This is a genomic window from Enterocloster aldenensis (genome assembly GCF_003434055.1).
GTDB classification, from domain to species: domain Bacteria; phylum Bacillota; class Clostridia; order Lachnospirales; family Lachnospiraceae; genus Enterocloster; species Enterocloster aldenensis.
In genome coordinates this window covers 40,385-62,027 of record NZ_QVEX01000016.1, presented here as the reverse complement: position 1 = coordinate 62,027, position 21,643 = coordinate 40,385, and the positions used below count along the sequence as shown (strand labels likewise).

Below are 21,643 nucleotides of genomic sequence, written 5' to 3'. Positions count from 1 at the left end.
CTATATCACTATGAATCCAAATTCCGGTCTTAATGCAGCTGGCTTAAAACAGAATAACAGGACACTGCTTCTTCAACAGCTCCAGCTCCACCCCCGCTCCAGGGCTGATTTAGCCAGACTTACAGGTCTGACCCGGGCGGCCATCACCAATATCGTGGACCAGCTGTCTTCAGAAGGTGTGATTTTAGAAGGACAGCGGCAGGAAGGGGGCAGCGGCAGGCCTTCGGTCAACCTGGAACTGAATCCTGAGGCATATCACGCCGTAGGCCTGTGCCTGAAGCGTGACTACATGCATATGGGCATTGTGGATTTGTGCGGCAATATCCTGTACAACCACAGGGAACCCATTGATAACCTGCCGGATGACCCACAGGACGCGGTTGCTGCTGTCATCGGCCGCATCCACAGGATGCTGGCCCAGCATCCTGCCCCAGGCAGGCTGCTGGGTATCGGTATATCCTCCCCCGGCCCCCTGGACAGAACGACGGGATATATCCTAAAGCCCCCCAACTTCGCACGTTTCAGCAATACGCCCATCGCACCGCTGCTGGCCAGCCAATTCCAATGTACCGCCTTGCTGGAAAATGATATCATGGCCCTGGCCCTGGCTGAAAATGTTTATGGTATAAGGGGAAAATATGCAAACTTCCTGGAGCTGGTCGCTGACGCGGGTATTGGCGGCGGTCTGATCCAGGACGGGAAACTGTCCCAGGGAATGCGCGGACTGGGACATATCTCCCTGGACATCCATGGTCCCCGGTGCCAATGCGGCAACTATGGATGTGTGGAGATATTTGCCACCATAAGCAGGATTGTTGAATGGGCCAGGACACAGGACCCCAGTCTCAGGGACTGGTCCATCATCGTGGACCGGGCTTACAGCCGGGAACCGGCTGCCATGCATGTGCTGGAAAAAGAAGCCGGATATCTGGCTGCAGCCATCACCACCGCTGCTAATATTGTGGACTTTGACGCAGTGGTTCTCTCCGGCAACCTAGCCTACCGTTCCAGGCTTTTATCCGAACAGATTCAGGGCCTGGTAAATCAAAGAACATTTAACAGCAATGAGCGGACCGTGGAGGTCATTGCCTCCCAGCTGCCGGAGCATTATTATATCCTCTCCGGCGCCACCCTCATATTCTCCCATTGGATGGAGCACAGCTGCTAAACATACTATTACATAAGGGAGTGTTATGTCATATGATTACATATCAGCCTAAAATTATGGATTTAACAAAAACCAGAACATCTACAACAAAAAACCGCACGAATCTGGTAACCGTAGACAATCTGCTTGTTCCTGGAGAATACAGGCCGGAGCCTTTTGATTCCAAGGAATTTACAATACTCTGTGAAAAAATGAAAGAAGCCCGCAGAAACCAAAGACCTGTGGTCTGCTTCTTTGGAGCCCATGTGATAAAATGCGGCCTGTCCAAGTACCTTTTATGGTTCCTTAGGAATGGATACATTACCCATCTTGCAGGGAACGGTGCGTGCAGCATCCATGACTTTGAACTGTCCTATCTTGGCGGGACCTCGGAGCATGTCCCCACCGCCATAGAGGACGGTACTTTCGGTATGTGGGAGGAAACCGGACGCTGGATGAACGAGGCAATCATTGCCGGTGCATCCCAAAATTACGGTTATGGCGAAAGCCTGGCGCATTATATAGATGAACACCCCAACCAGTTCCCTTACAGGGACCAATGCGTTTTCTACCAGGCCTACCTTAACAATGTGCCAGCCACCTACCATGTGACCATGGGAACCGACATCATCCATGAGCATCCAATCTGTAATTTTGAGGCATTGGGCAAAGCCAGCGGAAGGGACTTTGGCTATTTCTGTCAATCCCTATCCGGACTGGAAGGCGGCGTGTTCCTAAATATAGGCTCCGCCATCACGGGACCGGAGGTGTTCTTAAAGGCTCTCTCCATCTGCCGCAACCAGGGCCATGGACTCAGACAGATTACCACTGCCAACTTTGATATCATCCCCCTGGGTGATTACCGGACAGATGTAAGCAAGGAACATTTCCACTATTACTACCGCCCCAGGAAGAACGTAATCAACCGTCCGGTATCCCTTGGCGGGACAGGCCTGTACATTGAAGGCAACCACTTGTGTACGATTCCTAATTTGTATGAACGTCTTAAAAATACGGTGTGATGGAATGGAGATTTATATGGAACAGCTATTTTTAACAGAATCAGACCTGGATTCCATCCTCAAGAAACTGCCTGAGGTCAGGATAGGCGTGGTGGGGGATGTATGCCTGGATCTGTATTGGTTCGCGGATATGAAGCTCAGTACCCTGTCACGTGAAACGCCGCATTATAACCTGCCTGTTGTTACTGAACGCTGGGCTCCCGGAGCCGCCGGCAACGTGGTGCAGAACCTAAGTGCCCTTGGCCTGGCCCAGGTTGAAATCCTGTCCATAGTTGGCAATGATTGGAGGGGAAATCTCCTGGATACCGGCTTTAGGGACCTTGGCCTTCCAACGGACAGCCTTATCCGGGACGGTTCCCGGGTCACCCCGGCCTATATAAAACCCAACCGGATGGGCATCTCTGACATTGTTTATGAAGATCCGCGCATTGATTTTGTAAATTATGAGCCCATATCCCGTGAAACAGAACAGCAGGTGATTGAAACCCTTATGGCCATGGCCGGACGTGTGGATATTCTGGCTGTGTCAGACCAGCTTCCCTGGGGCGTGGTAACAGGACGTGTCCGCCGGGCACTTGAGGATCTTGGAAAACAGGGACTTAAGATTGTTGTTGACAGCCGGGACCAGATCCATACCTACCGCAATGTCATCATTAAACCAAATGAATACGAATCAGCAGCAGCCCTGGGCCGGCAGGTAGGATGTACCGTGGAAAACTACATCCCCATTGCCGGGGAACTGACAAAACTCACAGGCGCGCCTGTTGTTGTGACACTGGGCGCCCTGGGTTCTGTCTGGGCAGACGGGCATGATACTGGTTTCGCCCCCTCTGTCCCGGCCGCAGGTCCCATCGATATCGTGGGCGCGGGAGACACCTTCTTATCCGCGTTCTGTGCGGCAGCAGCCACAGGATGCGGCATAGGACAGGCAGCGGCATTTGCCAACCTGGCTTCCGGGGTCACGGTTAAGAAAATCCATCAGACAGGGACAGCCACACCCGAAGAAATCCGGGCAAAAAGACAGGAGCAGACAACGTAATGGAACATAGTATAGAAATCATAACATCAACCCGACCCGACCCAGGGCAGATAAAGGCTGCCATACTGGATTTTGACGGCACGCTTTCCACCCTGCGCCATGGCTGGGAAGACGTCATGGAACCCCTGATGGTGGAAATGATATGCGGCCCAGACCACAAAGATGACGGTACCGTCCGTAAATCAGTCCAGGAATATATTAAGGAATCCACAGGAATCCAGACCATACACCAGATGAACTGGCTTGCCAGACAGGTGGAGCACTTCCACTTCCACCAGGAACGCCATGATGGCTGGTGGTACAAGAATGAGTATAATACACGCCTTATGAAACAGGTCAGCCAGCGTATTGCAGATGTGGAAAGCGGGCAGAAAAAACCAGATGACTTTCTGATTGCAGGTGCGCGTCAATTCCTCCAGGGCCTGAAAGACCGTGGGATTACCATCTATATTGCCAGCGGCACGGACCATAGGGATGTGGTCAGGGAAGCCGAAATCCTGAAACTCAGCGGTGATTTTGCCCTGGTACGCGGAGCCCCGGAACACATGATTTCCTGCCCCAAGGAAGCAGTCATCCAGATGATTCTTCAGGAGAAAGCACTGCAGGGACCGCAGCTTCTTCTTTGCGGCGATGGCAAGGTGGAGATTGCCCTTGGCGTTAAGAATCAGACCTGTACCCTGGGCGTTGCCAGCCTGGAAGGCCCACGCTGCGGGGTCAATCCCGAAAAACGGGTCAGACTGATACAGGCCGGGGCGCAGGCCATTGTGGGGGATTACCTGGATCCACAGGTGATTTATGAGTATTATGGAATGTAAGATGGGATTCTGAGAATCAGCCGGATTGGCAGACAGCCTGCCGGATCCGGCTGTTAGGAAATATGCCAGAATCATCATTCATTGGATATTGCCCACTCTAATGCGCATACCTCAACCACAATAAAATCCATGGCATGATATTCAATATTTGATAATTCCTGACGCTTAAGTTCAATTAACAAGTCAAATGCTCCAGCAGTACCCCTTCCAAAAATTTCACAAACTTATCCTCTGCTGTTTTCAACGGTCCATTATTATCAAAAACATAATCATACCTATAGTTTCCAACTTCATCATCAGACGTATTTCCCCACTGAACCAACGTTCCATTCACTCTTTCTACCAATAAAGTAACACACGGTATTTGAATGAGAGTCTTAAATTTATCGATTTCCTGACATTCCCTTATGTGTACAAACATTATTTCCTTATCATTATCCAGGAATTCATGATATTTCTCCATTAGATACTGGGTCGGATATTCATTATAATCTATGAGCAGCTGTTTTAAGTCTGAAAGGAACTTTCTGGATTTCTCATTTTTTTCTCCACCCCACCCACATAACTTAGCCAAATCCTTAATTGGTGTTATTGATGAGATATTCTCCACCTTATAATGCTTTGCGGCGAAATCACAGAGGGTATCCTTCCCAACCCCTCCTCTTCCATTTATTATAATTACAATCTTATTCATATTAAACCTCTTTCACGCTTCTCTTTGTATTATCTGTATATATGTTAAAGACGTATCCTTTGGTCCCTGTACAGGCAGTTTTTTTTCAATGTATTCCCTGATTACATCCAGGGCCTTTTTGCTGATCCACTCCCCCGGCGCCACAATAGGGATACCCGGCGGATAGATATACACAAACTCCCCTGAAATACATCCCGCGCTATCCTCCAGCTTCACAGGATGCATGGTTCCATCCATGGCATCCGCAATAGTCATTGCAGTGTCGCTGCGCATACTGTATATACTTACTGGCTGCGGATCCGCAGGATTCTGATTTCCAGATTCCCGGTCTGATGTTTTCAGTCCCACCAATGCCGTATCCCCAGTACTATTATTGCTAAATTCCATTCTTGCATCAACCTCCGTCATCGCATCCCCCAGACGCCTTAACCCCTCATCCCGGTCCATGGGGGTTGTTATGGCGGTTACATAGTCTGCCCCGCACATCTCCATCTCCAGGTGATATTCCCGCCTGAGGACACGGTCCAGGTCTGCCCCGGTAAGGCTGCTCTTTCTGGTTGATACCACAATCTTGGATACATCCAGATCATGGATTCCATACTGTCCTATTATATTCGTATCCACAAGACGCAGGCAACCCATCCCCTTAAGCCGTTCCCGCAGCTTCATGATTTCCCTGCGGTATGGCTCCATATCCATACGTTCCATCTGGTATATGCTGTTCTCAATGCTGGCCATGAGCACATAGGAGGGACTGCTGCTCTGCACCATATGGATATAACGGTCAATCCGCTCCTGGTCCGCATAACACCCTCTGTCCGGCCGGTTGTTCCTGATGTGCAAAAGGGCTGTCTGGGTCAGGCTTGGCATGGTCTTATGCACACTCTGGATGACAACATCCGCGCCCAGGTCCAAGGCGGACACAGGGAACATTTCCCCATAACGGAAATGTGCGCCGTGAGCCTCGTCCACAATCAGCGGAAGCCCTGCCCTGTGGACCACCTGGGCAATTCCCTTAATATCCGACACCACACCGTCATACGTGGGGGACACGATAAGCACTGCCTGGGTATCCATGTATCGTTTCAGCATCATATCCACATCCGACGGCAGAATCCCGCCCTGTATCCCCAAACCGTCTATCTCCTGTGGATAAACATAGGAGGCCTTAAGCTGGTTCAGACAGATTCCATGATACACGGACTTGTGGCAGTTCCTGCTGACCAGGATACGCCCGCCCCGGGGCACTGCCCCGCACACGGCTGAGAGTATCCCGCTGCTGCTTCCATTAACCAGATAATATGTCTGGTCCGCACCGTATACCTGTGCGGCCCAGTCCATGGAGGACTTAAGGATACCTTCCGGGTGATGGAGATTGTCAAATCCGTCAACCTCCGTTATATCCATTGTGAACGGGTCCGGGAATCCCATGTCCCCGGTCCGCTTATGGCCGGGCATGTGAAATGGATACATATCCGACCCTGCATATTCCTTAAGCTTGTGTATCAGTAAATCCTGCTGTCTCATTTCCATACGGCTCCTGTTCCCCACAGTTAGTTTGGTTTTCATAGTACTACAGAAATCCTGCAGAATCAAGCACTGTACACAAAAAAGCAATGTTGAATCCTCTATATTCCCATGATATACTGAAGCAAAGTATGCAGTAACACCCTAGTAATTACACAGTGATTGATGCAACACTGCCCTAGTCAGCAAGGAGGTATACGTGCGCTTAGAGGAACTTTGGAAGAAATACAGCCCTTATAACCAATTCAATCTATCTGTCCTTCCGGAGGAAATAAAGTCCCAGGGTGTCAGGCTGACCTATGAACCCCACTCAGTCATCATCAGCCGCGGGGAATTTCCCAAATATATCTATTTCATTGAATCCGGAACAGCACTGGGCACCAGGGATTATAAGGACGGCAACAATTATTATTATTTCCGGATTACCAGTAAAACCGGTTCCGTGGGACTTTTAGAAGTGCTGGCCCATGAACCGCAGACCATTGCAACCGTGGTCGCCAGCACCAGGGTCACGGTCCTTAGGATTAGTTCCGCTGTTATTTACGAATACCTGATGACCCACCTGGACATGCTCTACAACTGCACCTATATCGTTGCCCACGACCTGTACCAGCGCTCTGGGAATGATGGTATCCTCTACTATCAAAGGGGGATTGACCGGGTACGCTTCTATCTGGTCCAGTACTACATGCTTCACGCCTCAAAAGGACAGAAAATCCTTGTGGAGCCTGATTACCAGACCATTGCCAGCAATATCGGTGTCAGTGTGCGCACGGTTGTAAGAAGTATCCAGAAATTAAAGGAATTAGGGGAGATTACCTCTGTCAGGAAAAAGATTTATATATCTGAAAGACAACAATTAATCATGTTAGAAGAAATAGAACAATTGGTTCAAAGGTAAGGATGCATGTCCATCCGATGCGACGGATGTGGCTTCCCGGGCACCTGCCGCCTATACCGGCAGGAGCAGCTTCCCAGACACCCGCGGCTTATACTGGCAGAAACATCTTCCCAGGCAACCGCCGCTTATACTGGCAGAAGCAGCTTCCCGGACATACGCCGCTTTTACCGGCAGAAGCAGCTTCCTGGGCATACGCCTCTTTTACTGGCAGAAGCAGCTTCCCGGACATACGCCGCTTTTACCGGCAGAAGCAGCTTCCTGGGCATACGCCTCTTTTACTGGCAGAAGCAGCTTCCCGGGCATACGCCGCTTTTACTGACAGAAGCAGCTTCCCGGGCATACGCCGCCTATACCGGCAGAAGCTGCTCCCTCATTATGTAACCACAATTTCTTTTATACCCAGCTCCTTCACCCTCTCCTTCAGCTTCTCCATCATCTCATCTGATGGTTCCTTTGCTGCGGAAAAGGAGGGCCTTACCCCATAGTGGCGGAATTTAATCAATTTATACCGGACCTGGGGATACGGGGCTATGAGGCTGCTTCCCAGTTCGATGGTCCGCAGGTTGTCTACGGCATCCGGGACCACTACGGTTCGGATTTCATAAAGCTTACCCATGGCAGCCATCCGGCGTATGTTTTCTACCGGCACTTCCAGCTCCCTGCCGGTGAGTTTCATGTGGTCTTTTGTACTTCCGGCCTTCAGGTCAATCATGGTTTTATCTGTTACTTCCAGTAAATCCATCCTGTCCCAAAGGGGTACCTGCCCATTGGTATCCATATAGGTGGTCTTTCCTGCATTTTTGACCAGGGTATAAAACTCCCTCAGGAAGTCCAGGTACAGGGAACACTCCCCGCCGGAAGTGGTGATACCGCTGATGAAAGGAAAATATGCTTTTACCTCATCGTAAAGCTGGGCCGGGGTCATGTTCCTGATTTTAGGGGAAGCGTCAAAGGTGCAGGTTTTAAGGCAGGTGTCGCAATTACAGCATGCCTTATAATCATAGGACACAATGCCGTCCACCAGGGAAAGAGCGCCTGCAGGACATGTGTTTACACATGCCCCGCAGTTCCTGCAAAGGTTGATTGTCTCCGGATTATGGCAGTACAGGCAGTTCTGGTTGCAGCCCTGAAGGAATACCGCCGTACGGTTGCCCGGCCCATCCACGCAGCTGAAGGGGATGATTTTATTGACCGGGGCAGTTATGGATGTATCGTCTGTGGATGCACTGGTCATGGACGGACTGGTTCCAGCTAATCCCATGCCGCCAAAATCCTTCTCCGTCATTTGTCCCCACGCACCTTTCTATCCAACAGATGAAGGTTCTTATCCACACCTGAACCGTTGACCGTTGCTTCATTCAGGGTCATTTCCTCCTGGTCGAATTTCTCAATATCAGATTTCTTAACCAAGTATCCCGTTACCCTTACAAGGTCAGAATTGCCGGAGTAAAAGGACAGGTATCTTGCGCCGGATTGAAAGGCGCCTTTTAAAATGTCCAGAAGATACTGGGGATTGTTCTTAACCGTGTCATCAAAGGGGAACAGTTCTCCGCAGCCCGCATCACAGCCTTTGTGCATACGGATGAAGTTCATGATCTGGTACGGCAGTTCCGGCTCTTCCCCAATGGGAATCCTTCCGCCTGGCGTTAAAGCCGTATCCTCCATCACTCCCACCTGGGCGTGAAGACCGTACTTTCCATACTTTGCAGGCCTCTTGTCTATCTCCTGACGGATCCGTTCCATAATTGCCTCGCCTAAGGCATCGGCTTTTTCACCATGCCCAAACCGCTCTTTTTCATCTGTCAGGCCCAGAATCCCGTTGACGCATTCGGCCAGGCCCACAAAACCGAACATGCCCACCATGTGGTCCCGGTCCTTTTTAATCAGGCCTTCCCTGTACAGGAATGTGTTCTCATAATAATGGCAGTAATCCACAATGAACTCACAGCGGCTGTCAATGGCATCGCATACAGCAGTGACTGCTTCCGGTATCACCCGGTTTAATAAGTCTTCCGGGTCCGTGGCAAGCTGGGGCAGACAATTCATGTTCAGGCGTACCAGGGTCAGCCCGCACCCGCCAATCGGCAGCGTGTTGTAGCAGCTGACAACAGCATAGTCTCCCATGTCCCTTCTGTAGAGCGCGTCATTAGCAAAGCTTGGCTTGGATGAAACCATGGCTGTCTCAAGGGCCGCCTTCATATAATCATCCGGCGTATCTTCCCGGTACATCAGGGTCATGTTGGGGCAGGGACGCTGCATTTCCTTTGTAAGTTCAAGGATGATACGGCCCGCCCTTGTATCCTCCGGCCCCAGGTCGGCGTGGCAGAATGCGTTGGATATGGTGCGGTCCACGTGGGTCAGCAGGAAACGTATGGCCTTCCTGGCCTCCGCCTCATCCTCCACAAAAGGCTCCAGCAGGCGGTCCAGGCATCCGATGTAAACCGCCAGTCCGCCGTCCGCCGGAATATTATGATAGAGGCAGAGCAGGTTTCCCACTGCATCCCAGATATCCTTTGGCGGTTCCAGCATTAAAAACTCACTTCCCTGTTTCAGGAACAGCTCATAATCCGGCAGGCAATACCTTGTGCGGTAAGGGGTTTTGCCCTCGAACATATCCATCATGGCGCCGTTCTCAAAATATTTCCTGGATAATTCCGTATAGTTGACCAATTCTATGGAATTCTCTGCAATCTTGGCCATGTCCTTGAGGCGCTGGTTGAATGTTACTTTTGGATTTGTGATTGTATAGATAATGTCTTGTGTCATGTCATTTGTTGGCATACGCGTACCTCCCTGTACTTACTATATCATATTTCTAGTCTGCATTTCCATCTGTCATACATCTTAAACTGCCGCACATTTACCCCAATCATGCATTTCTCACCCTTCTAAACGCCCTGATGGAGAAAATAGCAAGTCCGGCCAGGGTGGCGCAGTAGGGAATGGTCTTAACAAGGTCCGAGGGCCAGCCAAGAGTGGCCACTGCGTTTGACAGGGCGTCCGTGACGCCGAACAGCAGCGATGTGGCGGCGGTCCCGATGGCGCCCCTCTGTCCCATGGCCTCTGCTGCAAGCGCAATCCAGCCGCGGCCGCTTACCATGTCCCTGGAGAACCAGGACACATATCCCATGGACATGAAGGCCCCGCCCAGTCCGCTCATGACGCCGCTGATGACCAGGGCAATGGCCTGTGTCCTGACCACACTGATTCCCACGGAATCAGCCGCTTCCTTTTTCTCGCCCACCGCCCTGATGTGATAGCCCAGCGCTGTCCTTTTTAACAGATAGAAGGTAAATACCACTGCCAGGATGGACAGGTAAGTCAGGATGTTATGTCCGGAGACAGCAGGCCCCAGCACCGGGATATCCTCGATGAAGGGGATGTTGATATTGGGAAGCACCTTGCTGTCCAGGGACACGCTGGTTCCTTTATCATGGGCCGCCAGGTAGAGGAAGAAGATGGTCCCTCCGCTGGCAAGGCTGTTGATGGCAATCCCTCCCAGGATGATGTTGGTCTTATAATAAAGGGTGAAAAAGGCCAGCACGCTGGCTGCTATTACTGCTGTCAGGATGGCAAATGCCAGTCCGGCCCATGCGCTCCCAAAGAGGTAGCTGAAAAACATGCCTGCAAAGGCTGCCATCAGCATCATTCCCTCCAGGGCAATATTGGGTACCCCAGCCACATCGGAGACAACCGCTCCCATGGATGCAAACAGAAGAGGAGTGGTCACCCGGAGGATGGAGTAGAAAAAGTCACTGGTAAATATTAAATCTGTCAATGCCTTCATGCCTTGGCCTCCTTCTCTATCCAGTTCTGCCTGTACTTATGCAGGAAACGCTCCGCAGAAATCAGCAGGATGATGATACTCTGTAATATGGCAATCATTTCCGTGGGAATATCCGATGAACGGTTCACCAGGTCGGCGCCGATCCTGAGATAGCTTACAAAAAAGGCTGCCCCGATCACACCTATGGGATGGTTACCTGCCAGCATGGCTATCATGGCGCCGTCAAAGCCATATCCGGGCAGCGCGGTCCACTCAAACCTTTTATGCATGCCGATACACTCAATCAGGCCTCCGGCCCCTGCCACGGCCCCTGCCACCACATGCACGATGATGATTACCCTTGTCACGTTGATGCCGGAATAGCTGGCAAACTTAGCATTGTTTCCCGTCATCCTGATTTCATATCCCCATTTGCTCTTGAACATGAATATATAAACAAGCACCGCACATGCCAGCGCAATCAGGAATCCCACATGGATCCTGGTGCCGGGTACCAGGTTGGCAAGCAGTGCATTTTTCCTGTATTTGTATGACACCAGGGATGCTACCTTGGGGTCCCGCATCATATTATTCAAAAGATAAAGGCCGACTCCCAGCAGGATGTTGTTCATCATCAGGGACGTTACCATCTCATTGGCCCCGTACTTTGCCTTCAGGACCCCGGGTACCAGCATGATGACCATTCCTGTCACAGCGCCCACCGCAATGCAGACAGCCGGGAATATGACAGGAGGCATTTTCAGCCATATGGCCAGGATGGAACCGGTGATGCCTGAGATGAAGAAAATGCCTTCGCCGCCAAGGTTAAACAGGCTGGCCTTGAACATCAGGGCCATGGAAAGCCCGGAAAAGATCAGGGGCACTGCCGTCTCCACAATGTTGCCCAGATAACGCTTGGAGGACAGCGGGGCCAGAAGGAATATGCGGATGGATTCCACGGGCTGGTCGCTGACCAGCAGGATGATGATAAACGCCACAGCTATGGCAACACCCATGGAAACCACGGTTCTTATGATGTTAAATGACTGTTCCCTGCTCATCCCCTGGCCCTCCTTATCTGTTCCTCGCCATGCCTTTCAAGCCCCAGCATGTAAAGCCCCAGTTTTTCCTCGTTCAGTCCTTCGGTATTGTCAAAATAAGCTACAATTTCCCCTTCATACATAACTGCAATCACATCAGACAGTTTCAGGGCTTCGCTTAAATCAGCGGATATAAGGAGGACCGCACACCCATTATCCCTTAACTCCATGATTTTCTTGTGGATGATATGGGCTGCCCCTATATCCACGCCTCTGGTGGGCTGTTCCGCAATCAGGACTTTGGGATCATGGCTGCATTCCCTGGCAACCACCACCTTCTGCATGTTTCCGCCGGAAAGCATCCCCACATTCTGGCTGTTGCCAAAACAGCGTATCTCATAGGAACGGATGTTTTCATCTGCAAATGTATCTATTTTTTTATAATCCAGCAGTCCGCCCCTGCAGAATTCCCGGCTGGCATACCGGTTGGAAACCATGTTCTCAGCTATGGATTCCTGGCCAGCGATTCCCTGGTCCATCCGGTCCTCGGGCACATAACCGAACTGCATCCCGCGGATTTCCTGAAGGCTCAGCCTGGCAACGGATTTCCCGTTCAGCCGGATATCCCCCTGCTTCAGCCCCCTCTTTTTGGTCATCAGGTCAACCAGCTCCACCTGTCCGTTGCCCTGGACACCGGCTATGCCGAATATCATGCCGCCCCTGACCCCGAAGTTTAAGTCCTTAAGGATCTGTACCTTATTCCTGTCCGTGTAGGAAACATGTTCTACCTCAATCTTAATATCCCCTGCCTTTGGCTGGCTCTTCTCAATGGATGTGTCCATCTCGCATCCCATGATCATGCTGGAGATTTCCTTTTCCGTCACATCCTTTGTCTCACAGCAGCCCACGAAGCAGCCCGCCCTCATGACGGTGATGCGGTCCGATATCCTCTTGATTTCAGGGATTTTGTGGGAAATGAACACAATGGTATGTCCCTGTTCCTTCAGATGAATCAGCTCCTCAAACAGCTGGTCTGTTTCCTGGGGCGCCAGTACGGCCGTGGGTTCGTCCAGAATCAGGATTTCAGCCCCCCTTGCCAGCGCCTTCAATATTTCAATTTTCTGTTTCACACCCACGGGGAGGGTTCTTGTAACGGCTTTTGCCTCCACTTCCAGGTTATATTTGCTGCTCAGTTCCTTTGTGAAGCGCACTGCTTCTTCCTCGCTTACAAACAGCCCTTTCTTCGGCTCCATGCCAAGGATGATGTTCTGTGCCGCCGTAAAAGATTCCACCAGCATGAAATGCTGGTGGACCATCCCGATTCCGTGGGCAATGGCATCCTTGGAGGAGGAGAACTTCACGTTCTCCCCCCGCAGGATGATTTCTCCTGAGGACGGCGGTTCCATTCCGAACAGCACTTTCATCAAGGTGGATTTCCCGGCGCCGTTTTCTCCTACCAGCGCATGGATTTCCCCCTTTTTCAGATTGAAGTCCACATCCTTATTGGCAGCAATTCCATTGCCGTAAATTTTTGAAATGTCCTTCATCTCCAAAATATAGTCTTGCATCCCTATACCTCCCCTATATTATGGGCGTACTGCCTCGCGGATTTCATTTACCTTGTCCGTGGTAATGCCGGTGGTGGGGGTCATCTCCACTTCTCCTGCCACTACCTGTCCCTTCAGCTCCTCCACCTGTTTCCTATCCTCTTCGCTGAGAAGCTTTTCATAAAATTCATTTTCCGCAATACCTACCGCGCCCTCTGCAATACCAAATACTTCCCTGGTGCCGTAAGGTATCTCACCCTTCATGGCCCTGTCCACTGCCTTGACGGCATTTTCAGGAATGTTCTTGATGGCTGAGGTGATTACCACATTAGCCATCTCCGGTTTGGAATCCTTTAAGGCTTCTGCCTGGTCAGAGTCAACGCCGATTACAAACTTGCCCTGGGCCACTGCCGCATCAATTACGCCAAGGCCGGACTGACCGGCTGCCGCAAAGATAACGGATAAACCGGAGTTATAAAGGAGGAGGGCATTTTCCTTGCCCTTTGCAGTGTCGGTAAAGCTGCCCACATAAGAGGTCGCCACCTTGATATCGGGGTTCACTGCCTGGGCGCCTTCGATGTATCCCACCAGGAACTCATTGATTCCAGGGATATCCATGCCGCCCACAAATCCAATCTTGTCCTCGCCCAGTTCACCGGCCTTTAGCGCTCCGGCTGCTCCTGCCAGGAAGCTCATCTCATTGTTTTTTGTACCCATGATATACACATTGGCCGGCGGTTCCGCCATCTCATCATCCAGGTTGATGAACTTCTGGTCCGGATACTCCTCCGCCACCTGTACAAGGGCATCGTCATTGTTGCTGGAAATGGTGAGAATCAGGTCGTATCCTTTTTCGCACATATCCACAAGAGCCGGATAATATTTGGAAGTATCCACACCAGCCTCAACGTAATCCACATCCACGCCCAGCTGCTCCTTGATTGGCTCAATGGAGCGGAAAGAAGCGTCAAAAAAGGATTTGTCCCCCAGGTTGCCCGGAATCATCAGACCCACTTTATAATCCTGGGGGGATACGGTCCCGCCATCCACGCTGCCGCTTGTGTCCGCGGTCCCTTCCTCCTCTGCCTTTAAGGTATCCCCGGATACCGCCTTGGCAGCCTCTGTCTTTACGGTTGTCCCTTCATCCTCCGGCTCCGGCGCCCCACATCCGGTCATCAGGCCGGCTGCCATACACACTGCAAGGAATCCTGCTGTCAGTTTCTTCATAATTAAAATCCTCCATTCGTTCTTTCATTATTTATCACAGGCCGTTTCGGCTGTAAATCTCCCATTAGGCAGGACGCACATCTGTCTGAAACATGTCCAGGCGCGCCCTAAAAATATGTGTCTACAATACGGTAAAACCGTTCCAGGTCCACGGACTGGGCGAACTGGAAATCCGTATCCACTTCCGGGTTGATTTCATAATAATTGGTCATGTCCACCATGGTCCCCCTGGTCAGCCTGCCGGAAAGCTCCACTGCAAAATGCCCCTTTTTCAGCGTTACCACCCGGCGGTCAATCAGGTATGCCACCAACAGTACATCGTGAAATGTAACCGGGTATCCGGTGGCTTCCTGAAACAGCCTGACCCCTTCCAGGAAATAATCCATTCTTTTATCCTTCCTGTCCTTCCATGCCTTCAGCCGCTTTTCATCCATTCTCAGGAATTTGGTCACATCCAGCCCCATCATTATAAGCCGGCCCGACCGTTCCATGACAATGGACGCCGCCTCCGGGTCGCAGAGTATGTTCCACTCCGGACTGGAGTTCAAAAAAGTGCCGCCCATTCCGATAATCCGTACCTCACGCATCAGCGCTGGTTCCTTTAAGAATGCCATGGCCAGGTTGGTCATGGCTCCCATGGCCAGGATGATCAGATTCCTGTCTTCTTTTACTTTTTGGATGATAAAATCTTCCGCATGTACCATTGAGTGCTCTTCCGGCTCCACACGTCCCTTGAGCAGCCCGTATTGGATTGGCTCTTCAAACCCAGTCCTGCTGTCCCCCACGATTGGATTCCCATATCCGGCGCATACCGGAATATCATCCCTGCCATAAAGCGCCAGCAGATCCTTTACCATCCCCGCACGCTTTTTTGTATCTTTAAACACAGTTGTCACTCCGGCTATCTCTATGGCTCCCCAGGAGAGGGCCAGCATGAATGCCGCGGCATCATCCACATCATCTCCCAGGTCCGTGTCAATTAAAACCCTGACCTTATCCATTGGTTTCCCCCTTCTTCGGACGCATGTCTGCAGTTTATGCCCATTTACCCTGCGCCCTGGTAACTTTCACTAGTTTTTTTTATTCATTTACAAATAAATAAGCAGTTTGTATATTTATTTATAAGTATATCTTATTTTTAATACTCTTCTTGTAATTTGCATTATAAACATACTTACCCCGGGAGTAAAGGACACATGTCCTTTGCTATGAAAAAAAGTTCAAAAAAACAGGGACACCATCGTGCCCCTGTCCATTCCGTACACCCTCCATCACAGCGCTGTCCCTGCTATATGGACTGCATCTGTATGCTCACCCTGACACCGTGTCCAGAAATGCCGCCTCTGCCGCATATCCTTCCATCCTTTTTATGTCTTCGTCCGTAAAGCCAAATGTATTTTTTACCAGGTCTATTTCCTTTAACAGTGTGGTGCCTGACACTGTCCTGTTATCCGTGTTCAAGGTCACATGGACGCCTGCATCATAAAGTCTCTTAACAGGGTGTTCTTCCAGTGACCGGACCCCTTTTGTCTGCACATTACTGGTTACACAGACTTCCAGCGCAGTTTTTTGCGTCACCAGTTCTTTAATAAGGGATTCATCCTGAATTGCCGCAATACCATGGCCAATCCTGAGGGCACCCATTTCAAGGGCCTTCCACATACTGTCCGGGCCAGCGGCCTCGCCTGCATGGATGGTCCGCTTTAACCCATACCGGTCCGCTTCTTCAAAAAGGCTCCTGAATAATCCGGTATCATACACTTCCTCAGCGCCTGCCAGATCCACCCCGCAGACAATCCTTCCCTTTTCCCCGTCCTCCATACAGTCAGCCGCAATCTTCAGGGTTTCCATATTGGCCCTGTATGTGCTGTCATCAATGCCCCTCATACAGCAGAGCAGAAGACCGATCTTTATTCCGGGGTATGCGGCCATCCCACGTTTAACGCCTGCGGCCACAGCCTCTGTCACCTCCATCTGGCTTAATCCCCGTTCAGTGGAAAGCTGCGGCGCAAAGCGGATTTCCGCATATCCCACGCCCTCCCCGGCCAGGTCCTCCGTCAACTCAAACGCCACCCGCTCCAGTGCCGCGCCTGTCTGGAGATATTTCAGGGGAAGTGCAAAACGCGACAGGTACTCCGACAGGCTGCTGCATGGCACAGGCGCCTGCATCAAGGTCCCCAGCCCTGCCAAATCAGCTGCCGGCTGCTGCCCATCCTGTATGGCTGCCAACTCCCATATTGTTTTTGGCCTTAACGAGCCGTCCAGATGTACATGAAGTTCAATCATATCCGCTTTCTCCTTTATTTATCTGTCTGTCAGTCATTGTTTAAAAGGCTCCTGGCTTTCAGCGCCGAAAAATTACAGGTGCGGATGCTCATGGAACCACCGTCCACCCTATTATACTGCCTGGCATAGAGATTGAGAAGATAGTTTCTCGCTTCTGCATCCTCTATCCCTAAAACCGCCGGGGCCGCATCCGCTGAAAGCAGGGAAAAATCATCCAATACAAACATATCAATACCTGTGCCGTGTTCCACATTGTATTTCGCAATTACATAATCCGGCCTCATCCAGGCAAACCCCAGATAGAATACAGATACCGTCACCAGGCAATACCTGAACAGCAAAAACCCATGATTAAATATAAGGGCCACCACACCAGCCATCAGTATTACCATCATAGCCAGGAACCAGAGCACCAGTACCCTTAAAAATGTAAGATGATACTGCCCCACATACAGAAGCATCCTATATATGGCTGATGCAATCATCACATAGGTGCACATGCTGATTACCAGAAGGACTCCATTTAACAGCACATTTTCCTGACAATACTTCAGGCACATAAGCACCATGACAAGGTTGAGCAGCGCTACGAACAGCAGCTGGAAGAACCCCTGTCTTGCATAATCTGAATACGTCATCCCCCATGGCAGGCTTCCCTTCCCCATAAACAGATACACAATCTGGATGGCGCAGAATACCACATAGATAATGGCAATCATGGACATGAAACTGATTGCTGCAAACGGGGAACATACGCGCCGGTCAGCCGTATCATCGCTGATATCCCCGGCCCATGCGCTGCATATAAGGCAATACATAGCCAGGGCCCATGCCCCGGTCTGAAGCAGTACAAGGAAAATGGTAACAGGATCCAGTATTTTCCTCAATACCACATCCAGCATGTTCTGAAATACCTTATCCGCGCTGCCCAATAAAAGGCAGAGTATGACCATGGCGGGAACAGCCGCGCACATACCGGCCAAAAGCCTTAATACGTTCCTGTACTTCCTGCTCTTAATGGACTTTATATATTGCCTTCCATGGACAAACGGACAGTATATCATCCCAATGGCCTGAGCCAGGTATATGGCTATGGAAGCCACATATTTACCAATGTTCCATCGGTTGTCCTGATGGAACTGATGCAGGACGAAAATGCAGAACAGAAGCACCAGGGCAAGCCTGTTCATATTATATCCAACCGTCATATTGGATGTAAAACACGTGGAAAGCCCTATGAAAAATGACAGGACTGCAAGATACACGGACCCCTTCTTAATCGCAGTCCCCATACGTTTGAAAACAAGGAACATGACCCCATATGTCACTGCCACAAAGAGGGGGACCGTTATTCCCAGGGGGTTATAATACAGACAGAAACTGGCTGCCGCTCCATAGGCTATGCTTAATGTTCCCAGGAAGCCAAAATCCCGGCTTATGGCTTCCAGTTTATGATTCCTCCTGGAAACGCTTTCTGCCCTCTTTCCTTCCGCCCCTTCATTCATCAGGGGCGGGATTCTATTCATGGATTCTTTCTGTTTTGTTCTTTCCGATGGCGATTCTCCCGGCACGGATTCTTCTGACCCAATCTCTTCCAACACCATCTCTTTCCGTGCAGCTTCTCCCCTCACCGTTTCCTCCGGCATGGCTTCCTTTTGCATTGCCTCTTCCTTCCCCACGGCCTCGTACACGGTTTCCTTTTGCATTGCTTCTTCCTTCCCCACGGCCTCGTCCCGCCCATCAGCGCCCAATCCGCCCGTCAGTCTCCTATCGTCATACATCCCCATCCCCTCCATCCTCATCCGGTTCATAAATCAATATATCGCCTGGCTGGCAGTCCAGGGCCCTGCAGATTGCCTCCAGGGTAGAGAACCTGATTGCCTTTGCCTTATTATTCTTAAGGATGGACAGGTTTGCCATGGTGATATCCACCTCTGCGGCAAGTTCCTTCAGGCCTTTTTTCCGTCTGGCCATCATCACATCCAGATTAACCACAATTCCCATGCCATACCTTCCTTCCTAAATGGTCAGGTCATTTTCCTCTTTGTACCGCACAGCCTGTTCAAACACCTGGCACAATACAAAGCAGAACAGACCTGCAATGGAAAACACAATAATAACAACCACGGTTGCGGGCGTGGATGCAAGGGGCAGCCGGATAAGGGAGAGAAAAGCCAGGAAAAAACTGAATTTCCCCATACGTTTTAAAGAATCTGCATTTTCCATTATAAATGCATTATCTTCCAGCACGGTTCCAAACATCCGTCTAAGCTCCCGCACAATCATAAGGGCCAGGATCCCGGAACCGATATAAAGCACGCACTGGGGTATATAATGCACCCTGAAGGATTGTATATATCTTCCCACATACCGGAATATCACAGGAATTCCCAGCGTAATCACCAATCCTCCATAAAACATGGCGTCCAGAAGCCATTTTGTAAACCGTACAAGCCGATTATCCATTGCATATCCACCTTTCCCTTATCGCTTTCCTTAAAATTCCTCTATCCAGAACATACCACGGTTTTTTCCATTTTTCAATCTATTTTTATCGATTATCGATAATTTAATATTGATAATAGATAAATATTAAGATTTTTGTAATGGTATGGGGCCACATGTAAGTCACATATAAGACGAGATAGGAACCCATATACCCACAGGCAGCAACGAATTGTAATTACGTTGTCATGACAACATACAATACCATCTGCCTGCTGTATACTTATCACAGAAACATCAATATACCATCAACACACCCTAACCTCAGGAGGAGATATAAATGATAAGAAGAATCATTAAGATAAATGAAGAACTCTGCAACGGATGCGGCGCATGTGCCGCTGCCTGTCACGAAGGCGCCATTGGCATGGTGGACGGTAAGGCAGTGCTGTTAAAAGATGATTATTGCGATGGACTGGGGGACTGTCTTCCAACCTGCCCCACCGGAGCCATTACCTTTGAAGAAAGAGAAGCAGCGGCCTATGATGAAGCCGCTGTCAAAGCCCGCATGTCAGGTAAAACAAAAAAGGAGGGCACTAAGCCCTCTCCCTGCGGATGTCCAGGTTCCCTGGCCAGGTCCATTGCCAGACCCCTGGCCGATACCCAATCCGCGCCTTATCACCAGGCAGCCCCCATCCCCTCCATGGAAAGCCGGCTGTCCCAATGGCCGGTCCAGATTAAGCTGGTTCCTGTACAGGCGCCTTACTTTCAGGATGCCCGGCTGCTCATAGCAGCTGACTGCACTGCTTTTGCCTATGGCAGCTTCCACAATGACTTCATCGCGGGACGCGTCACCCTGATTGGGTGTCCAAAGCTGGATATGGCGGACTATTCCGAAAAACTGACAGAAATCATCCGCCTTAACGATATTAAAGATGTCACCATTGTCCGCATGGAAGTACCATGCTGCGGCGGCATTGAAACCGCTGTAAAAAACGCGCTTAAGGCCAGCGGCAAATTCATCCCGTGGCAGGTGGTGACGGTCAGGACGGACGGCAGTCTAGTTTAATCCGGGCGGGAAGGGGTATCCCCCCTTCCTTAATCCACAAACACCGTATTATACCGGTCAACACAATCACTCAGCGTATTGGAAAAATGTGCAATGGATCCCAATGGCTCCAGGCCCGGGTCTTCAATGGGTTTTCCGCTTTCCACCTGTTTTATCATCCACTCCAGGGCCTGGAGCATCCTCTCATACAGCTGGTCAAATGGTTTTGAATTGCTCATGGACTCCTTCATCATCTGGTTACTGTCAGCGGTTGCGGCATTCAAATCCTCCACAATCAAAGTCAGTTCCTCGTATAATGGCTTAATCTTTGTCAAATCCAGGTCCGTGATATTGTCATCCGTCACACCCTGAAGCGTACATTCATCCATAATCTGTCCTGCAATACTGATGCCGCGGCTGGCATTATACGCTATCAGCCTTCCCTCAGCCTTCATCTCCTCTTCTTCCGCTGCAATCCTCTCATCAGCCACCGCGCTTACTGCGTGTATGAATTCATATCCCATAGGCTCAAATTCATCGGCAGCCGGATAGATGACAGCGTGAAGCTCCTTTGCTTTCTGGTACTGGTTTGCCGCATAGTCATTGCTCCTGCTTACCTCTGAGAATGCAGCCATAAGCTCCTTTAGGGGTTCAGCCATCTCCTTTATTAGCGGATCCAATGTCTCATATGCAGGCTCCATGTCTGCCAGCTGTATACAGTCATCTGCAAGGTCCTTGCCAAATCCCCTGATACGGTAACCGTATGTATATCCACTGTCAGGAATCAGGGCAAACTCCTCATCATATTCCACCACTTCATAATAATAATCAATGTCGTCCATGAGCTTAACTATCTCATTATTCAGCTCAACATAGTAATTATACTTTATTAAATCCATCTGCTCCGGGGAAACGCTTTCCTCCTCTGTTTCCTCTTCTTCTGTTTCCTCCGCAGCCATCACAGGCTCGCTTAAGGCCTTTGCCCTGGCATTCTCCTTCAGTTCATTGATGTTTTCACTGCAGCCCGATACTACCAGCACTGCAGCGCATACCGATGCAAGTGCAGTGCCAATGATTACCTTTCTCATACCGTACCTCCAGATATTGTTATCCCTTTATTCTACCAGATATAACCGGTT

21 protein-coding genes are annotated in these 21,643 nt (G+C 50.4%); 7 read left to right on the top strand and 14 right to left on the bottom strand.

Annotated features, from left to right (window positions below; genetic code table 11):
* Positions 1–10: 10 nt before the first annotated feature.
* The 4 genes from DWX59_RS22895 to DWX59_RS22880 are packed head-to-tail and all read left to right on the top strand — an operon-like array spanning position 11 to position 4,023.
* Entirely contained in the window at positions 11–1,168 is a 1,158-nt protein-coding gene (locus DWX59_RS22895) for an ROK family protein (RefSeq protein WP_117561859.1), read from the top strand.
* A gap of 56 nt (positions 1,169–1,224) precedes the next feature.
* Positions 1,225–2,169, top strand: a complete 945-nt coding sequence (locus DWX59_RS22890) for a GSU2086 family protein (RefSeq protein WP_235845145.1) — start codon at positions 1,225–1,227, stop codon at positions 2,167–2,169.
* A gap of 16 nt (positions 2,170–2,185) precedes the next feature.
* Positions 2,186–3,208 (top strand): bifunctional heptose 7-phosphate kinase/heptose 1-phosphate adenyltransferase, encoded by a 1,023-nt coding sequence (locus tag DWX59_RS22885; RefSeq protein ID WP_207660460.1) that lies wholly within the window; start codon positions 2,186–2,188, stop codon positions 3,206–3,208.
* Entirely contained in the window at positions 3,208–4,023 is an 816-nt protein-coding gene (locus DWX59_RS22880) for an HAD family hydrolase (RefSeq protein ID WP_117561851.1), read from the top strand. The genes DWX59_RS22885 and DWX59_RS22880 overlap by 1 nt, the downstream gene beginning before the upstream one ends.
* A 175-nt stretch (positions 4,024–4,198) precedes the next feature.
* On the opposite strand, the gene DWX59_RS22875 is transcribed toward DWX59_RS22880, so the two are convergent.
* Both DWX59_RS22875 and DWX59_RS22870 read right to left on the bottom strand, forming a co-directional pair.
* The gene (locus DWX59_RS22875; RefSeq protein ID WP_117561849.1) at positions 4,199–4,717 is read right to left on the bottom strand and encodes a hypothetical protein; all 519 of its coding nucleotides are present in this window, start codon (positions 4,715–4,717) and stop codon (positions 4,199–4,201) included.
* A 12-nt stretch (positions 4,718–4,729) separates the two neighbouring features.
* Complete coding sequence (locus tag DWX59_RS22870) at positions 4,730–6,244, bottom strand: aminotransferase class I/II-fold pyridoxal phosphate-dependent enzyme (protein WP_117561846.1); 1,515 nt, start codon at positions 6,242–6,244, stop codon at positions 4,730–4,732.
* 199 nt (positions 6,245–6,443) lie between these two features.
* On the opposite strand from DWX59_RS22870, the gene DWX59_RS22865 reads away from it, so the two are divergent.
* Both DWX59_RS22865 and DWX59_RS22860 read left to right on the top strand, forming a co-directional pair.
* A complete protein-coding gene (locus DWX59_RS22865; RefSeq protein WP_117561844.1) occupies positions 6,444–7,145 on the top strand; it encodes a Crp/Fnr family transcriptional regulator in 702 nt (233 codons plus the stop codon).
* Positions 7,146–7,151: 6 nt separating this feature from the next.
* Positions 7,152–7,526: a hypothetical protein gene (locus tag DWX59_RS22860; protein ID WP_117561841.1), complete on the top strand. Its 375-nt coding sequence runs from the start codon at positions 7,152–7,154 to the stop codon at positions 7,524–7,526.
* On the opposite strand, the gene DWX59_RS22855 is transcribed toward DWX59_RS22860, so the two are convergent.
* From DWX59_RS22855 to DWX59_RS22805, 11 genes are all read right to left on the bottom strand, one after another.
* The gene (locus DWX59_RS22855; protein ID WP_235845144.1) at positions 7,519–8,430 is read right to left on the bottom strand and encodes a YjjW family glycine radical enzyme activase; all 912 of its coding nucleotides are present in this window, start codon (positions 8,428–8,430) and stop codon (positions 7,519–7,521) included. The two genes, DWX59_RS22860 and DWX59_RS22855, sit on opposite strands and share 8 nt — an antisense overlap.
* On the bottom strand, positions 8,427–9,926 hold the full coding sequence (locus DWX59_RS22850) for a YjjI family glycine radical enzyme (RefSeq protein WP_117561838.1): 1,500 nt from the start codon (positions 9,924–9,926) through the stop codon (positions 8,427–8,429). Before DWX59_RS22850 ends, DWX59_RS22855 begins: the two co-directional genes overlap by 4 nt.
* A gap of 88 nt (positions 9,927–10,014) precedes the next feature.
* Complete coding sequence (locus DWX59_RS22845; RefSeq protein WP_117561835.1) at positions 10,015–10,932, bottom strand: ABC transporter permease; 918 nt, start codon at positions 10,930–10,932, stop codon at positions 10,015–10,017.
* Positions 10,929–11,972 carry an ABC transporter permease gene (locus DWX59_RS22840; protein ID WP_117561832.1) on the bottom strand — a complete coding sequence of 348 codons (1,044 nt, stop codon included), beginning with the start codon at positions 11,970–11,972 and terminating at the stop codon, positions 10,929–10,931. The genes DWX59_RS22845 and DWX59_RS22840 overlap by 4 nt, the downstream gene beginning before the upstream one ends.
* Complete coding sequence (locus DWX59_RS22835) at positions 11,969–13,519, bottom strand: ABC transporter ATP-binding protein (RefSeq protein WP_117561829.1); 1,551 nt, start codon at positions 13,517–13,519, stop codon at positions 11,969–11,971. The genes DWX59_RS22840 and DWX59_RS22835 overlap by 4 nt, the downstream gene beginning before the upstream one ends.
* Before the next feature lie 18 nt (positions 13,520–13,537).
* Entirely contained in the window at positions 13,538–14,725 is a 1,188-nt protein-coding gene (locus DWX59_RS22830) for a BMP family ABC transporter substrate-binding protein (RefSeq protein WP_117561827.1), read from the bottom strand.
* A gap of 107 nt (positions 14,726–14,832) precedes the next feature.
* The gene (locus DWX59_RS22825; protein ID WP_117561824.1) at positions 14,833–15,726 is read right to left on the bottom strand and encodes a nucleoside hydrolase; all 894 of its coding nucleotides are present in this window, start codon (positions 15,724–15,726) and stop codon (positions 14,833–14,835) included.
* Between the two features lie 310 nt (positions 15,727–16,036).
* A complete protein-coding gene (add, locus tag DWX59_RS22820; RefSeq protein ID WP_117561822.1) occupies positions 16,037–17,011 on the bottom strand; it encodes an adenosine deaminase in 975 nt (324 codons plus the stop codon).
* 29 nt (positions 17,012–17,040) lie between these two features.
* Positions 17,041–18,822 (bottom strand): DUF4153 domain-containing protein, encoded by a 1,782-nt coding sequence (locus DWX59_RS22815; RefSeq protein WP_235845143.1) that lies wholly within the window; start codon positions 18,820–18,822, stop codon positions 17,041–17,043.
* A complete protein-coding gene (locus DWX59_RS22810) occupies positions 18,785–19,015 on the bottom strand; it encodes a helix-turn-helix domain-containing protein (RefSeq protein ID WP_117561820.1) in 231 nt (76 codons plus the stop codon). The genes DWX59_RS22815 and DWX59_RS22810 overlap by 38 nt, the downstream gene beginning before the upstream one ends.
* 15 nt (positions 19,016–19,030) lie before the next feature.
* Positions 19,031–19,477 (bottom strand): DUF2975 domain-containing protein, encoded by a 447-nt coding sequence (locus DWX59_RS22805; RefSeq protein WP_117561816.1) that lies wholly within the window; start codon positions 19,475–19,477, stop codon positions 19,031–19,033.
* 319 nt (positions 19,478–19,796) lie between these two features.
* Between DWX59_RS22805 and DWX59_RS22800 the strand changes: the two genes are divergently transcribed.
* Positions 19,797–20,525: a 4Fe-4S binding protein gene (locus DWX59_RS22800; protein ID WP_117561814.1), complete on the top strand. Its 729-nt coding sequence runs from the start codon at positions 19,797–19,799 to the stop codon at positions 20,523–20,525.
* Positions 20,526–20,554: 29 nt separating this feature from the next.
* Here the strand turns inward: DWX59_RS22800 and DWX59_RS22795 are convergent, their stop codons facing one another.
* On the bottom strand, positions 20,555–21,592 hold the full coding sequence (locus DWX59_RS22795) for a DUF3829 domain-containing protein (protein WP_117561812.1): 1,038 nt from the start codon (positions 21,590–21,592) through the stop codon (positions 20,555–20,557).
* Positions 21,593–21,643: the final 51 nt, after the last annotated feature.